Origin of the sequence: Ruficoccus amylovorans (assembly GCF_014230085.1) — a bacterium.
In the GTDB taxonomy this organism is placed as follows: Bacteria; Verrucomicrobiota; Verrucomicrobiia; order Opitutales; family Cerasicoccaceae; genus Ruficoccus; species Ruficoccus amylovorans.
This window is the reverse complement of sequence record NZ_JACHVB010000012.1, coordinates 396529-411843: the sequence shown is the minus strand read 5'-3', so window position 1 is coordinate 411843 and position 15315 is coordinate 396529. Positions and strand designations below refer to the sequence as shown.

At 62.8% G+C, this 15315-nt stretch carries 12 protein-coding genes; 7 read left to right on the top strand and 5 right to left on the bottom strand.

Going from position 1 to position 15315, the window contains the following annotated elements; all coding sequences use genetic code 11:
• Nucleotides 1-99: 99 nt before the first annotated feature.
• Nucleotides 100-735 (bottom strand): hypothetical protein, encoded by a 636-nt coding sequence (locus H5P28_RS02795; RefSeq protein ID WP_185674172.1) that lies wholly within the window; start codon nucleotides 733-735, stop codon nucleotides 100-102.
• Nucleotides 736-798: 63 nt separating this feature from the next.
• On the opposite strand from H5P28_RS02795, the gene dgt reads away from it, so the two are divergent.
• From dgt to H5P28_RS02775, 4 genes are all read left to right on the top strand, one after another.
• Nucleotides 799-2085: a dGTP triphosphohydrolase gene (dgt, locus tag H5P28_RS02790; RefSeq protein ID WP_185674171.1), complete on the top strand. Its 1287-nt coding sequence runs from the start codon at nucleotides 799-801 to the stop codon at nucleotides 2083-2085.
• 252 nt (nucleotides 2086-2337) lie between these two features.
• Complete coding sequence (locus tag H5P28_RS02785) at nucleotides 2338-3408, top strand: substrate-binding domain-containing protein (RefSeq protein WP_185674170.1); 1071 nt, start codon at nucleotides 2338-2340, stop codon at nucleotides 3406-3408.
• 141 nt (nucleotides 3409-3549) lie between these two features.
• Nucleotides 3550-4575 carry a Gfo/Idh/MocA family protein gene (locus H5P28_RS02780; protein ID WP_185674169.1) on the top strand — a complete coding sequence of 342 codons (1026 nt, stop codon included), beginning with the start codon at nucleotides 3550-3552 and terminating at the stop codon, nucleotides 4573-4575.
• Between the two features lie 49 nt (nucleotides 4576-4624).
• Nucleotides 4625-5476, top strand: coding sequence for a sugar phosphate isomerase/epimerase family protein (locus tag H5P28_RS02775; RefSeq protein ID WP_185674168.1), 852 nt, complete (start codon nucleotides 4625-4627; stop codon nucleotides 5474-5476).
• Between the two features lie 427 nt (nucleotides 5477-5903).
• Here H5P28_RS02775 and H5P28_RS02770 read toward each other — a convergent pair whose 3' ends face one another.
• Nucleotides 5904-6779 (bottom strand): helix-turn-helix transcriptional regulator, encoded by an 876-nt coding sequence (locus tag H5P28_RS02770; RefSeq protein WP_185674167.1) that lies wholly within the window; start codon nucleotides 6777-6779, stop codon nucleotides 5904-5906.
• An 85-nt stretch (nucleotides 6780-6864) separates the two neighbouring features.
• Here H5P28_RS02770 and nagB point away from each other — a divergent pair, with 85 nt between their 5' ends.
• From nagB to H5P28_RS02755, 3 genes are read left to right on the top strand one after another with little or no spacing between them, the layout of a single operon-like run.
• A complete protein-coding gene (nagB, locus tag H5P28_RS02765; protein WP_185674166.1) occupies nucleotides 6865-8760 on the top strand; it encodes a glucosamine-6-phosphate deaminase in 1896 nt (631 codons plus the stop codon).
• Nucleotides 8761-8790: 30 nt separating this feature from the next.
• Nucleotides 8791-10206 (top strand): ROK family protein, encoded by a 1416-nt coding sequence (locus H5P28_RS02760; RefSeq protein ID WP_185674165.1) that lies wholly within the window; start codon nucleotides 8791-8793, stop codon nucleotides 10204-10206.
• 39 nt (nucleotides 10207-10245) lie between these two features.
• A complete protein-coding gene (locus H5P28_RS02755; RefSeq protein WP_185674164.1) occupies nucleotides 10246-11079 on the top strand; it encodes a PIG-L deacetylase family protein in 834 nt (277 codons plus the stop codon).
• A gap of 124 nt (nucleotides 11080-11203) precedes the next feature.
• Here the strand turns inward: H5P28_RS02755 and H5P28_RS02750 are convergent, their stop codons facing one another.
• The 3 genes from H5P28_RS02750 to H5P28_RS02740 are packed head-to-tail and all read right to left on the bottom strand — an operon-like array spanning nucleotide 11204 to nucleotide 15284.
• Complete coding sequence (locus tag H5P28_RS02750) at nucleotides 11204-13195, bottom strand: sodium:solute symporter family protein (RefSeq protein WP_185674163.1); 1992 nt, start codon at nucleotides 13193-13195, stop codon at nucleotides 11204-11206.
• A 27-nt stretch (nucleotides 13196-13222) separates the two neighbouring features.
• Entirely contained in the window at nucleotides 13223-14626 is a 1404-nt protein-coding gene (locus H5P28_RS02745) for an endo alpha-1,4 polygalactosaminidase (protein WP_185674162.1), read from the bottom strand.
• Nucleotides 14627-14642: 16 nt separating this feature from the next.
• Nucleotides 14643-15284 (bottom strand): type II secretion system protein, encoded by a 642-nt coding sequence (locus H5P28_RS02740; protein ID WP_185674161.1) that lies wholly within the window; start codon nucleotides 15282-15284, stop codon nucleotides 14643-14645.
• Nucleotides 15285-15315 lie beyond the last annotated feature (31 nt).

Sequence of the window (15315 nt, the reverse complement as noted above, 5' to 3'; positions counted from 1 at the left end):
AGTAAAAAGGCCGAACGTAAGCGGCTTTCCCTTATGGGCAAGGGCAAAGCGCACCCCACCCCTTACTCGGGCCGGGGCTTGGTCCTTCGTACCGGCGTCTTAAAACCCCTCGACGCTCTTCGGGGCCTCGTCCTTTTTCTCGGCATCAGTCTCGGCGTCGGCCTCGTCTTTGCCCGCCTTGACCACTTCGTCAAATTCCACCCGGTAAACGAGCAGATAGTTGCCGCGCAACTGGGCGCGCACTTGCCCGTCCGCCCGCTCCAGGTTGTAGCCAAAGACGCTGGGCTTGGCCTCCTTGGCGTTGACCCGCTGCCAGTGGGAGCCGCCCTGGTTGACCACGAGGATGGCCTCCTCTTCGTAGCGGGTGATGCCCGCGCCGTTGCGCCGGTAGGCCTCGAAGACGGACTGGCCGTTTTTGTAAACCACGTGCAGCATCCACCCGTCGGGGAACTGGTTTTCATTCACATCCGCCGTGGTGGCCTGGCCGTCCTCGGCGATCTTGTAATAGACGGCTTCCTCGATACCGTCCGGGAAAAACTCGTACAGCGCCCGGTAAGGAACGGACTTGTGGGTGATCCAGTTACTCTGGTCGCGAGCGGGGACCTTGACCCCCTTGCGGTCCTTGAACAGCCGGTTTTCGAGCGAACTTCGGCTTTCGCCGATCCGGGCGTGAGCGGTCCCCGCGAGGAGACCGGCGGTGATAAGCAGGAGCAACGAGCGCTTTAGGTTGGACATCGGGGGTAAGTTCACAAAATGGGTTGTATCCCTTCCCGCCTCTCCCGCAAAGTCAAATCTGTCATGCCCGAGCCCTTTTACCGTGATTTTGATAACGCGCGCTACGGCTCCACCCGAAGTGGAGATTCCGACGAGCGCAGCCCCTTCCAGCTCGACCGCGACCGCGTCGTTTTCTCCTACGCCTTTCGCCGCCTCCAGTCCAAGACGCAGGTCTTCCAGTCCGGCGAATACGATTTTTACCGCACGCGGCTGACCCACTCGCTGGAGGTGGCGCGCATCGCCCGCTCCATCGGCGAGCACCTCAACCGCCGCTACCCAGAGGTGGCACTCGACGGCGACCTGCTCGAAGCCGTCGGCCTCTCCCACGACCTGGGGCACCCGCCTTTTGGCCACATCGGCGAGCGCAAGCTGAACGAACTCATGGCCCCCTGGGGCGGCTTCGAGGGTAACGCCCAGACGGCCCGCATCCTGACCGAAACCTTCTGGCAGCGCAAGGACTCCCCCCACGGCATGTCCCCGAGCCGGGCCTTTCTGGACGGGATTCTCAAGTACAAGGCCCTCTGGATGGACTGCTGCACCCCGCCGACCGAGACAAGCGGGGCCGAGTACCCCGAGAACCATTTCCTCTATGACGAGCAGGCCGGGGTGCGGGACTTCGTAGCCGGGGGCGAATGGCCCTCCGATGCGGTTGCCCCCGATACCGCCAACACTGCCAAGAGCCTGGAATGCCAGGTCATGGACTGGGCTGACGACACGGCCTACTCCCTCCACGACATCGTGGACAGCGTCAAGGCCGGTTATCTGACCCGCGCCGCCATCGTCCGTTGGGCCGAGGGGCCGGGCAGCAAACGCGCCGACTCGCCCGCCTTCAAGTCGTTGCTCGAACTACTGGAAGAGGACTACCTGGAGGCGATTTTCGCCCGCAAGCTGGGCGAATTCATCCGCGCCGTCGAGCTCGTCCCCTTCGACGGTGTGCTGGCGGACAAGACCGCCCGCTACCGTTGGCGGCTCCAGGTGCCGGAGGAAATTCTGGCCGAATGCTCGCTGTACAAGAAAATCGCCTTCGACCTGGTTTTCCGTTCGCCGCGTATCCAGCAGGTCGAGTTCAAAAGCGGCTTTCTGATCGAGCGGCTGTTCAAGGCCTTTTTCGACTGCCACCTCAAGCCCGGCAGCAGCGGCCTGAAACTCCTGCCCGAACCCGCCCTGACCTGGGTCGAACGCGAGGAGGACGAGCACCGACGCGCCCGCCTGCTGTGCGACACGCTCACCCAGCTCACCGACCACGAGGCCATCCGCCTCTACCGCCACCTTTTCGACCCGGAGTTCGGCTCCATCACGGATTTGCTTTAGGTCAGATCCCTTCAATAAATGTTATAGGCACAGCGCATTGAATGCGCTAAATGCCTGATTGTTAATGGCTGGATGCAGAACGTAGAAAACAACAATTAGCCATTTTAACCATTTAACCATTCGGTCCTTTAGTAGGTCGCTACGATCTTATTTATACCGCTCCAGTTCTTGAATGTACAAACAAATTAACGTTTTTGTTTTTGTAAATTAATGTATTTGACAAGTTGGGCCGGAGAAGCTTGAGTGGGCGGCATGCTGGGGTTCAGCACAGAAGAAAGCGTCATTGCGGCGATCCACGCCTTGTTGGAGGAACACGACGACCCGTCGGTTCCCCTGCCCTCGACGCGCAAGCTCGGGCAGTTGCTGGGGTTTTCCCATGTCACCGTCTCCAAGGCCCTGCGCCAGATGGGCGACGAGGGCGAGCTCTGGCGCAATGAAAACGGGCGCTACTACCCGAAGTCGGCCCGGCTGCTCTTTGATGCGCCGAAGCCAGTCACGTGTTTTTTCCGCAGCATCAGCGCCTGGGCCAGTTGGTACTCGCGGCTGGTGCAGGGGATCGGCCTGGCCTGCGAAGAGGCCAACCGCGGGCTGCTCATGCTCCCGGCCAGCAGCCTGATCCAGCAGGACGCCTCCGACGCCGTCCCGCAGGTGCTCGGCGTGGAAGAACAGTGCCAGTTGCTGGAGTCGCTCCTGCTGCGTACACAGGACGAGCCGGGTCGCCTGATCCTGGACGACCTCTGGGACGACCGCGCCTTGGCCGCCTACGCGGACCAGCTCGCCGGTGCCCGCGTGCTGTTGCGCGCCTGCCCGGTGCCCGGCATTGGCAGCGTCGCGCCGGACTTCGCGCAGGGGGCGCTGCTCGCGCTTTCGCACCTGCTGGCGCAGGGCTATGAGCGCGTGGTTGTCGTCCGCCCCTTCAGCGGCAAGGTCATCGACGCGATGGTCGAAGCCTTTGAAGAAGCCGTCGAAGGCGTCAACCTCGACGCGGCCCATTTCACCATCATCGACGGCGATCAGGGCTGCGACACCGCGCAGGTCGTCGCCCGCCTCTGCTCGGCCAAGGGGCGGACGGGCGTTTACTGCGCGGAAGAGAATTTCGCGGTCGCGCTCTACCAAGGGTTGACCGCCGCCGGGGTGGACATCCCCGGCAAGATCGGCCTGCTCGCCGGTTGGGGGACGGGCGAAGCCGCCCGCCTCGGGCTCAGCTCGCTCAAGATCGACTTGCAACACCTGGGCATGCTCGCGGTCAGCCTGGAAAACCCGGCCCTGCACCCCTTCCGCCCTGTCACGAATTTCACGCTCCACCGAGGCATCTCCAGTTAGGTTTTAAACAATACCGGGGCACGGACGCCCTGTTAAAAAAACACCTCTCCCCTCTTTCCACTTCCGGCCGACGCAACGGCGGGACCGGGCATCGCTTTTCCTGAATTAATTAATATCCATAAAAACTAAATTCAAATATCTATGAAAAAGTCAGTCATTGTCGGCATGGGGTTCATGGGCGCGATGCACGCCCAGATCTATGCCCAGCTCGAAAACGCCACGCTGGTGGGAGTCGTTGACTTCAAGGGCGCGGCAGCGAAGGAAAAACTCGACGGCCTGGGCATGCCCGGGGTGCCGGTGTTCGCGACGGTGGAGGAGGCGTTCGAGGCGCTTGATTTCGATGTGCTCGACATCTGCCTGCCGACCGACCTGCACCTGGAGTTCGCGCTCAAGGGCATCGCCGCGGGCAAGGCCGTTTTTTGTGAGAAACCGCTTGCGCTCAGCACGGAGGACGCCGAGCGCATCAGCACCGCCGCCGCCGAGGCCGGAGTGCCCTTCCAGGTCGGCCAGTGCATCCGCTTCTGGCCCGAGTACCAGGCACTGCGCGAGTTCCACGCCAGCGGCCAGGGCGGGAAACTGCTCAGCCTGACCATGCAGCGTCGTTCCGCTCGCCCTACTTACGCAGAGGGCGACTGGCTTAACCAGGAAATCCGCAGCAAGGGTGCCGCCTTCGATCTGCATATCCACGACACGGACTTCGTGCTCGCCCTGCTCGGGGAGCCCCGCGCCGTGACCAGCCACGGGCATTTCGATGCCAGCGGGCCGAGCCACATTTTTACCCACTACGCCTACGACGGCCCCGTCGTCTATGCCGAGGGCGGCTGGAACTACCCCGACACCTGGGGCTTTCAGATGGCATTCCAGGCCCTGTACGAAAACGCCACCATCGACTACGACAGCGGGGCGCAGCCGACGCTCTCGATCACCGTCCCCGGCACCCCCAAGGCGGCCCTGCCCTTCGCCAGCGCGGGGCAGCGCGAGTCGAGCTTCAAGGGCGGCAACCTCTCCGACCTCGGCGGCTACTACAAGGAACTGGAAGCCTTTATCCACTGCCTCGAAAACGGCTCCGCGATCACCGACGCCACCGCCGGGCAAGCTACCGCGTCCGTCCGCGTCGCCCTGGCCGAGATCGAATCCGCCCGCAGCGGGCAGACCGTGAGCCTGTAAGCGCCGGGCGCGCTCCTTGCGTATTTAAAAAAAACTACACCTCCACCCAATGAAAAAGAGCATCAACATCTGGTCGTTCAACCCGGCGCTGAGCCTGCCGGAGAAATTCGCGCTGGCGCAGGACGCCGGTTTCCCCGCCATCGAAGTCGAGCTGGCCGAGACCGGGCCGGTTTCGCTGGCCTCCACCGCCGCCGACCTGAGCGAAGTGCTTCGCCAGGCCGGGGACCACGGGCTGACCCTCAGCGGGCTGGCCTGCGGCCTCTACTGGGGCGCGAATGCCGCCTCCGCCGACGCCGCCAACCGTCAGAAGGCCGCCGACATCCTTAAGAAGCAAATCGAAGTCGCCCACGGGCTGAACCTCGACGCCATCCTCGTCGTCCCCGGCGCGGTGGGCGTGGACTTCATCCCCGACTGCGAAGTCGTCCCCTACGAGCGCGCCTGGGAGCGGGCCACGGCCTTTATCGCGGAGGCGCTGCCTGCCGCCGAAGCCGCCGGGGTGCAGATCTGCGTCGAGAACGTCTGGAACAAGTTCCTGCTCTCGCCGCGCGAGATGAAGGCGTTCGTCGCGCAGTTCGACAGCCCCTTTGTTCGCTGCTACCTCGACGTGGGCAACACCCTGCTCAACGGCTATCCGGAGGACTGGATCCGCACCCTCGCCGGGCACATCGGGCGCGTCCACTTCAAGGACTTCAAGCGCTCCGTCGGCACGGTGGACGGTTTCTGCGAACTGCTCGCCGGGGATGTGAACTGGCCGCAGGTCGTCGCCGCGCTGAAGGAAACCGGCTACGACAACTGGATCGCTGCCGAAATGATTCCGCCCGTGCCCATGTACAAGCACGCCCCCGACGTGATCATCTACAACACCTCGCGCGCGATGGACGCCATCTTCGCGCTGGCCTGAGCTTGGATTTGTTCTCGGTCCTTTTTTTCACAGCCGGAAGCCCGTCGGGGTTTCCGGCTGTTTTGTTTAAAGAGCGTCTTGCTTAAGGTCGTGTCTTTAAACAAGACGGAGCGATTCCCTCTTTGCGTCTTTGCGACTCTGCGGTTCATCTTTTTTAACCACAGAGGCACAAAGACACAAAGGGGATGAGAAACAGCAGCATGCCACTTCCAAACGCCTTTTCTTTGAACTGACTTGGCGTTCTTTCCGGCCTTCCTGTTTTTAGAGCGTTTCAAAAAATACTGTAGCCACAAACTTTGAATAGCTAAATGGCTAATTGTTAATTGTTGGATTCCGAACGTAGGAAATAACAATTAACCATTTAATCATTTAGCCATTCGGCCCTTTTGTGACGGCTAAGACTTTATTGGAAACGCTCTAAAAAGCATCATTCCAGCGTGCGGCGAAACCGGCGGGGCGGTTGGCCGGTCTCGCGCTGGATGAAACGGGTGAAAACCGAGAGCGAGTTAAACCCGCAACGCTCGGCGATGCGGCTGAGCGAATCGCTGGAACCGCTCATGAGCTGCATGGCGCGGTGCAGTTGGTAGTTAGCCCGGTAGCGGCGGATCGAGACCCCGGTCTGCTCCTCGAAGAGCGTCCGCAGGCGGCGTCCGGAAAGCCCGAGCTGGCTGGCGATTTCCTCGACCGTCCAGCCCTTGTAAATCGACTGGATGAGCAACGACTCCGTGCGTGCGATCCAGGAGGAGTTCCCCGCGCCCGCCGGAGTCACCGTTCTCTCGCCCGCCAGCAACCCGGTCAACAGCAGGTCCAGCAACGGAAGGACGACGGCGCGCTCAGGCCCCGTTTTTTCGCCCCAGGTGCGGGCGATCCGGCTCCAGAGCCGCAGCAGGTTTTCGTCGGGCCGGAGCACGCGGTAGTCAAGCTCCGGCAGACGCCCGCCCCCCGCCTCCAGGTCGAAAGTCACAAAGAGCCAGCGCAGCCGGTCCTGCTCCAGGTTGATGTAGTGGTGAAACTGAAAGGGCCTCACCAGCATTCCCTGCCCTTCGCCGAGGCGGACCTCGCTCCCATCGACAATGACCGACCCGGCGGTGTCGAGCGCGAGGATGAGCACATGGCGGTGGTGGGAGCGGTTGGCGAAATTGCGCTGCTGGAGCTTGTCGCGCTCCGTGCGCATGAAAACGAGTACGTTGCGCACGCGCGGGCGTTCCGGATCGTCCACCCCGGTGTAGTAGCTGCCCGGCTCCGGCAGCGAGGCGGGAAAGTCCGGCGTGTTGCGGGTACGTCTTAGCCTTGCGGGCTCCATATTTCCGAAATCATCAAAAAATTGCCGAACAATGCAATGTTTTAGCCATTTATTTACGCTATGATGGTGGGCAAGAAAACCCATTATGAACGAGTTCGCCCAACGTGAGCATATTTCCACCCGGATCTACCCGGGCGCGGACCAGGCCTGCGCCCATGTAGCCGACGCCATCGATAAACTCCTGCGCACCCGCCAGCAGGAAGGCCGCCCCGCCGTCCTCGGGCTGGCCACCGGATCGACCCCGGTGCGGCTTTACCGCGAGTTGATCCGCCGTCACCGCGAGGAGGGGCTGAGCTTCGCGCACGCCGTCACCTTCAACCTCGACGAGTACTACGGCCTCGACGGCTCCCACCCCGAGAGCTACCGGCGCTTCATGCAGGAGCAGCTCTTCGATCACATCGACATCGACCCGGCCAATACCCACGTCCCCGACGGCACAGCCGCCCGCGAACAGGTCTTCGACGCCTGCCAGTCCTATGAAGACGCCATCGCACAAGTTGGGGGCATCGACATCCAGATCCTCGGCATCGGACGCACCGGCCACATCGGTTTCAACGAGCCAGGCTCCGGCCCGGAGAGCCGCACCCGGCTCGTCACCCTCGACGCGCTGACCCGCCGCGACGCGGCCCGCGACTTTCTCGGCGAGGAGAACGTCCCCCGCCACGCCATCACGATGGGTGTCGGCTCCATCCTCGAAGCCCGTCAAATTTTCCTCCTCGCCTGGGGTGAATCCAAGGCCACCATCGTGGCCGAAACGGTCGAGGGCGAACAGCGCCTCGCCGTACCCGCGAGCTTCCTCCAGCGCCACAAGGCCTGTACCTTTTGCCTGGACGCGGCGGCGGCCAGCCATCTGACCCGCATCCGCTACCCCTGGCTCGTCGGTCCGGTCGAGTGGACCCCCGCCCTCATTCGCAAGGCCATCACCTGGCTCGCCTTGCAGGTTAAAAAGCCGCTGCTGAAACTCGTGGACGAGGACTACTCTGAAAACGGCATGTCCGACCTGCTGACTGAAAAGGGTTCCTACAATCTCAACATCGAGCTTTTCAACCTCACCCAGCACACCATCACCGGCTGGCCCGGCGGCAAGCCCAACGCCGACGACTCGCACCGGCCTGAACGCGCCCTGCCCCACCCCAAGCGGGTGCTTGTGCTCAGCCCGGAGCCGCTGGACGACGTCAGCTCGATGGGCGGCACCCTGCACCGGCTGGCCAATCAGGGGCACGAAGTCACGGTCGCTTACCTGACCTCGGGCAACCTCGCCGTGCCCGACGACGAACTTCGACGCATGCTGGAGTGGATGATGGGCATGCAGCGGGATTACCCCGAGCAGCCCTCGACCGCCTACGCCGCGCAGGTCATGCGCGAGCTTGAGGCCAAGGGCAAGTTCGACCTCGACAGCGCCGACATCCGCCACCTCAAGGGCCTCGTGCGCCGGGGCGAAGTCAACTCCTCGGCTCGTATCCTCGGGCTGTCCCCGGCCAGCCTGCGCTTCCTCGACCTGCCCTTCTACGAGGAGGGGCGCTACCGGCGTTTCAAGCCGGGCGAGGCCGACATCGCCCGCATGCGCGAGCTTCTGCTCGAAATCCGCCCGCACCAGATTTTCGCCACAGGCTACCGCTACGATCCGCTCTCGGTCCCCGCCCTGTGCTTCGGCATCCTCAACGAGGCACTGGCCTCGTTCAAGGACGAAGAGTGGTTGCGCGACTGCCGCGTCTGGCTCTATCGCGGCCCCGGCAACGAGTGGGAAACCCACGAAATCGACATGGCCGTGCCGCTCTCGCCCTCGGAGTTTGAAAACAAGATGCAGGGCATTTACCAGCAGCAGTCTCAGCGCAGCCAGTCGCCCGGCCTAGGCAAAAAGAGCGACGGCAACAGCTGGGATGTCGCCGCCGAACTCAACCACGGCACGGCACGCACTTACGATGCCCTCGGCCTGCCCGAGTATGAGGCCATTGAGGCCTTCAAACGCTGGCCGCTGTAACCCCGCAACCCCATCCGAGGAACCGACACCATGTTTGAACTCAAGCTCCTGCACACGCCCGAACTCGATCCGGGCTTCATCCCGGCCTCGCTGTGGAACCAGCACTATCGCGATCTGGCCTACCTCTGCCCCGACGCCCGTGAAGTCACGCTCCAGGTGGTGCGCCCCGACGGGCAGGCCAACACCTACCGCACCCGCCTGCTCCCGGCCAACCTCGCCTACGCGGGCTACAACCTGCGCTACTGCGAGCGGCTGGTCAAAATGATGCTCTGGGCCTGGGGCGGCTGCGAAGTCCGCCTCAGCGGCGCGCCCGAAATCGCCGCCAAACTGAAAACCATTTACAGCCCCGAAGGCGAACGCGCCTTTGACTGGGAGTTCATGGGGCAGCGCGTTTTTCTCCAACCCTTCTCCGTCCACGACACGCTCGCGCCGGAGTGCGCCGACAGCGGCGAACCCGCCCCGGCCAAACGCAATATTGACGGTTGCCGGATCGGCTTCGACCTCGGCGGAAGCGACCGCAAGTGCGCCGCGCTCATCGACGGCGAGGTGGTTTACTCGGAGGAAATCAAGTGGTCGCCCTACTTCGAGAGCGACCCCGAGTACCACATCGCGGGCATTCAGGACAGCCTGGAGCGCGCCGCCGCCCACCTGCCCCGCGTCGATGCCATCGGCGGCAGCGCGGCGGGCATTTACATCGACAACGAGCCCCGCGTGGCCTCGCTCTTTCGCGGCGTCAGTGCCGGCGACTTCGAGGCGAAGATCCGTCCGCTCTTTCACGAACTCAAACGCAAGTGGGAAAACGTCCCCTTTGTCGTGGCCAACGACGGCGATGTCACCGCGCTGGCCGGGGCGCACGTGCTCGGTGTCTCCGAGGTGCTCGGACTCTCCATGGGCACGAGCCAGGCTGTCGGCTATGTCAACGGAGCCGGAGCCGTCACCGGCTGGCTTAACGAGCTGGCCTTCGCGCCGGTGGACTACCGCGAACAGGACTCCCCCCGCGACGAGTGGAGCGGCGACCGTGGCTGCGGCGTGCAGTATTTCTCCCAACAGGCGGTCTCCCGCCTGCTCCCGGCCTCGGGGCTCCCGGTCCCGGCGGAAATGCCTATGGCCGAGCAGCTCGAAGCCGTTCAGAGCCACATGGAGCGTGGCGACCAGCGGGCCGCCGCCATCTACCGCACCATCGGTACCTGCCTCGGCTACGCGCTGGCGCATTACGCGGACTTTTACCGGTTCCGGCACCTGCTTTTCCTCGGGCGCGTCAGCTCGGGCGAAGGCGGCCAGATCATCCGCGAGCAGGCCGAGGATGTGCTCGGCGACGAGTTCCCCTCGCTCGCGCCAACCATCAGCATCACCCTGCCCGACGAGACCATGAAGCGCCACGGCCAGGCCGTCGCGGCCGCTTCGCTTCCGGTACTGGACAAGCAGTCCGCCTCAACCAGACTGTAACCAGCAGAGATCCCGACAACCTCAAGCGCATTTTTCCCCATGAAACTTTTTATTCCCGATCAGAGCGAGCAAACAAGCGCCCTGGTGCGCACCACCCACCTCGGTGTCGGTGCGCACCAGGACGACCTCGAATTCATGGCCCTGCACGGCATCCTCGAATGCTTCCAGCGCGCGGACAAGTGGTTCGGCGCGGTGACCTGCACCGACGGCGCGGGCAGCGCCCGGACGGGAGCCTACGCGGATTTCACCGACGAGCAGATGCAGGCCGTGCGCGTGACCGAGCAGGAAACCGCCGCCAGCATCGGCCAGTACGCGTTTATGGCGCAGCTCGGGTATCCCAGCTCCGCGGTAAAAACGCCCGCCCCCCGCGCCGCGCTCGTGCGCGAGTTGCGCGACCTCTTTGCCACGGCCCGTCCCGAGGTGGTCTATACCCATAATGCCTTTGACAAGCACCCGACCCATCTGGGCGTCATGCTCGCCGTGCTGGAGGCGATCCGCGAGCTTCCCGTCTCCGAGCGCCCGGCCCGCATCTACGGTTGCGAGGTCTGGCGCGGGCTGGACTGGCTGCCGGACGACATCAAAGTCCTGCAAGATGTCAGCGGACACCCGAATCTCGCCGCCGCGCTCAACGGTGTCTTTGACTCGCAGATAGCCGGCGGCAAACGCTACGACCTCGCGGTCGAAGGCCGCCGCACCGCCAACGCCACCTTCCTCGACGCGCACAGCATCGACGACGCCAACCGCATCCAGTACGCGCTCGACATGACACCGCTCATCGCCGGTGATGCTCCGCTCGCGCTGGACGCGTTCATGCGGGATATTCTTGAGCGTAGCGACACGCTGATGATGGACGCCATCGCCACGCTCAGCTAGTGTTCCGTCAGCTGAGTTCTTGCTGGAGGCATAGCCTGCACTTTCGATGCGTGCCGCGTCGCCCTTAGCTGGCACCCGTTTTCTTTTACCAGTCCGGGCTTGAAATAACGTCGCCCCTCCGGGGTCAACGGTCGTCGGCGTTCTCGCCGTCGATCACGCGGCCGTCGTCGTCGACATCCACCCGCGTACTGCGCAGATCGACAAACATCTGCCGCACGTCACGCACGCCGCCCACGATAAACCAGACGGAGGTAAACACGGCCAGCACGACGGATATCCACAGGTTGACCCGCCAGAATGCGATCCAGGTATCCTCGCCCACGTCCACGGCCAGATTGACCGCGCTGCCGAGCAGAAACACGCACCACCAGCCGAGCACCCAGATAATGGTGCAGACATAGATGACCTTGTCCCAGCGGCTGAATTCCGGCCCCATCCCCAGCGTGCGCCAGGATTTGAGCGGCTGATCCACCGAGGGATCGTCGGCGCGGCGGAATTTTCCCCGGTGCAGGAGCTTGTCCATGTTGTGGGTGTAGTTCTGCATGAGCGAGATCCCGACATAGGCGAGAATCGCGCACAGCATGGCGAAAAACATCATGTGCCGACCGTTGAAGGGGAAGTCGCCAGCCACGCTGTGCAGGTAGGTCCAGTCGGGGAACCACCCCATCAAGACCGGCGAAAGCGAGGCCCAGTAGGACTGCACCCCCAGCCCGCCCACCGAGAGCACCGCGCCCACGATCATCGCGGCCCAGGCACCCGCGGTCGTCCCGCGTTTCCAGTACAGCCCGCCAATAATGACCGACCCCGCGCCGCCGAGAAAGATCGCCCCGGTGATGTCGAAAAACATGTAGATGTAGTCGCGTAGTGGAAAAATGATACTGAAGCACCAGGCAAAGAACGCGACGCCCACCAACCCAAAACGCAGGAGCCGGATGTGCTGCTTCGGGGTCAGCGGTTTTTTGCGAAAAGGCATGATCACGTCCTGGATAAAAATGCTGCTCCAGGAGTGCATGTAGGTGTTGTCCGTGCTGACGGCGGCGGCCATGATCACTGCCGCGAGCAGCCCCATCAGCCCGGCGGGCAGGATATGCTTCAGGCCGACGGGGACCGTCATCTGATGCCGCAGCACCGGGTCCGAGAACTGGCCCAGGTCGCGCGTAATCTCCGCCGCCTGCTCGCTGAAGGCCGGGTTATGCAACACCGCGTACACGCACAACGGCATCAGCAGCAGCGCCATCGCCTGTGCGATGGCCCGCCAGTTGGCCAAAATCCCCGCCATGCGGGCTTCGTGCGCCGTGCGGGCGGAGGAGTTGTAAGCCGAGCTCCCCTGCCAGGCCCGCGTCGTATAGGCCACCATAAAAACCCCGATCAGGTAGTAGGCCATGTTGAAGTCTTTCATGCTCCCGGCCTGGAAGGGATGCAGCATGGACTCGCCCGTCGGGCGGGTTTGCAGCCCCGCGATGATGTCCTGCCAATCGAAGGCCCAGATCAGAAACAACATGATGACCAGAAAGGAAACCAGGCAGAACACGGACTGCGTAAAATCCGTCATCAACACCGTAATCTGGCCGCCCATGAAAACGAAAAATAGCGCCAACCCCAACTCCAGTGCCATGACCACGGGGAACGTCGCGATCGGCGTCCCCAAAACGGTAAAGACTTCCGGCAACTGGCAAAAGTGGATAAAAAACCGGGCCGTGATGGCCGGAAAAACCCCGAAATTTATCAGCCCGGACAGGAAAGCCAGCATCCCGCAAAAGACCCGGAAAGAGCGCCCGTAGCGCATTTCGATAAACTGTGGCATCGTCATCGAACGGGTCTGCCGGAAGCGGTAAATGACGAACCCCGAGAGCGCGATAATCAGCCCCAGCGGCGAGAGAAAGTAGCCCCACCAGATCGGCACAAACCCGGCCTGGTACGTGATCTCGAACGTACCCACAATCGTGATCGCCCCCAGCCCCGCGATCCCCTCCGAGAGCGTCAGCAGGTAACGCCCGGCGCAGCGGTTTGCCACGAGGTAATCCGCCACACCGCGCATGTAGCGGCGCGAGTACAGCACCAGCGCCAGCATCGCCATCAGCAGCAGCGCGACGATTCCCCAGTCGATGTAGCCCATTTTTTTATCCGGTCGGTTCGGGGTACGTTAATTGACGGCCGAGAGGGCGACCTTCTCCACCCACATCAGGTCGGGGCGTCCGGTCGAGCCGCCACCCTCCTCCTGCACCACACGCACGGCGGCCACCTTCACCGGGGCGAAGCGGACTGCGTTGCGCGCCTGTTCATTCTCGGAGTACTCGCTCACCAGAACCCAATCCTCGCTCTCCTGTGGCTTGACCTCGATCCGGAAATTCCGCGCCGCGTACGCCGTTCCGTTGTCCCAGGCCCAGTCGATGGCGAGCCCGTCCGCCCGTATCGGCTGCGGCAGGATAAACTCCAGCCAGTGGTCCTCGTCCGTCTCCTGAGAAGCCCACGCACGGTGACGCCAGCCGAGCGTGTCCTTGTCGGCGACACCATCGACCACGGCCTTGACCTCGTAGTCGGGATAGGACGAACTGGGCATAACGCGCGTGCCCGCCGGAAAGCCGTTGGCCGCCTCGGTCAGCTCGTAGGCCAAACGCTCGGGCGTACACTGTACAGTCAGGTAATCCGGGTTTTTCTGCGGCTGGTAGTCGATCTCGTAAATATCGTCCAGGTAGATGGTCGAAACCTCCGGGATAAAGCCGAATGTCGCGGCACGGTCCATCGCCGTTTTCACCAGTTCGGAGTCGGCGGACGGGGCATAGTCCAGCGCGAGCACAACCACGCCGTAGTTGTCCATCGCCGGTTTCAGCGCCTCCTGCCAAACCTCCAGCCCGTAGTCCCACGACGACGGCGTCAGTAAAAGGTAGCTGCTGCTGGGCCAGTCGTAGCTGGCGGTAAAACTCTCGAACATCACCCCGTCAATGACCGGGGCCAGCGCCTCGACCGTGTGGAAGCCGCGGTTGAGCACGATCAGGCTGTCCGGGTAGGCGCTACGCAGTTCGCGGATGAGCGAGACCATCGCCTCCTCGGACTCGGGGTACAGCTCGCTCGTATCGACCGTGTCCAGAAAGAAGCCGTCCACGTGGTGCACGGCCTTCATCCGGGCGATGTTTTTCATAAAATGCTCGCGCCAGGCAGGCTGCCGCGAGTCCGCGTAGTACGAGTCCCAGATGCCGTTGCGGTCCGGCTGGCCGTCACCGTCGCGGTCGAAGTACGAGGAGTCCTTGCCCCCCGGCCCCTTGCCGTCGCCCACGCGCAGGTCGTCGTCCTCGCCGATGCTGATGTAGCCGATGACGAGCGTGCCGCCCTCCTGCAGGCGATGGATGTTTTCCAGGCTCTGGTTCCTGGTTTCGATGACGACCGCGTCGCGGGTGCGCAGTTCGTCCAGCTTGCCCTCGCCGTAGTAGCAGGCGTAGGAATCGATTTTCCTGAAAGCGTCCCGTGCGCCGGAGACATCCGCCCCGCAGGCATGGGAAATCGTGGCCGCCAGCACCGCGCCGGCGAAATAGCGAGAAAGTAGAATCATCACTGTTAGGTGTTTTTTATTTCATGGAGGGCATGGCCTCCTCGGGGATAAAGTACGGATCTTCGATGGTGAAGTCCACCTGCTCGCGGATCTCGATATGCCCGTCCAGAAAGAGCCCGATCGCCTTACCGTCACCGTATCGGTCGGGGTCGGCCGGGTGCAGGATGGTGATGTAGCCCCACGAGTCGTAGCGCGGGCCGTCTGTTAATACGAGCGTCTTGCCTGGATTATCAAACAGGAACACCGGTTGCACGAAGTCCCCACTGTAGGACTTATCGCCGATATGCCGCCCCACGACCGCGAAGTTCCAGCCGTAGGAAATCGTCTGCGCAATCGTCGTGTCATTGGTCGCGTCAAACTCCTCGTGCGCCGGGCTGTGAAAGACCTCGTCGTCGTCGTTGACGTAGGGCCGCAGCAGTTGCCACCAGTATTTGCCGACCGTGTAGTCATGCCAGACCGGGAGGTTGCCGTCGCTCTCCTGCGAGTACATATGCAAGGCCCCGCCGATGCTGCGGACATTGGCAGCGCTTTTCATCTGGCTGCTTTTGTTTCTCACGTGGTTCACCCCCGTGATCAGGATACTCGAAAGTATCCCGACCACGGCGATGACGACCAGAAGTTCGATCAGGCTAAACCCGCTCTGTCTTTTCATCAGCATGACCCGTGAGTGTTTAACGACCCGGTAAAGA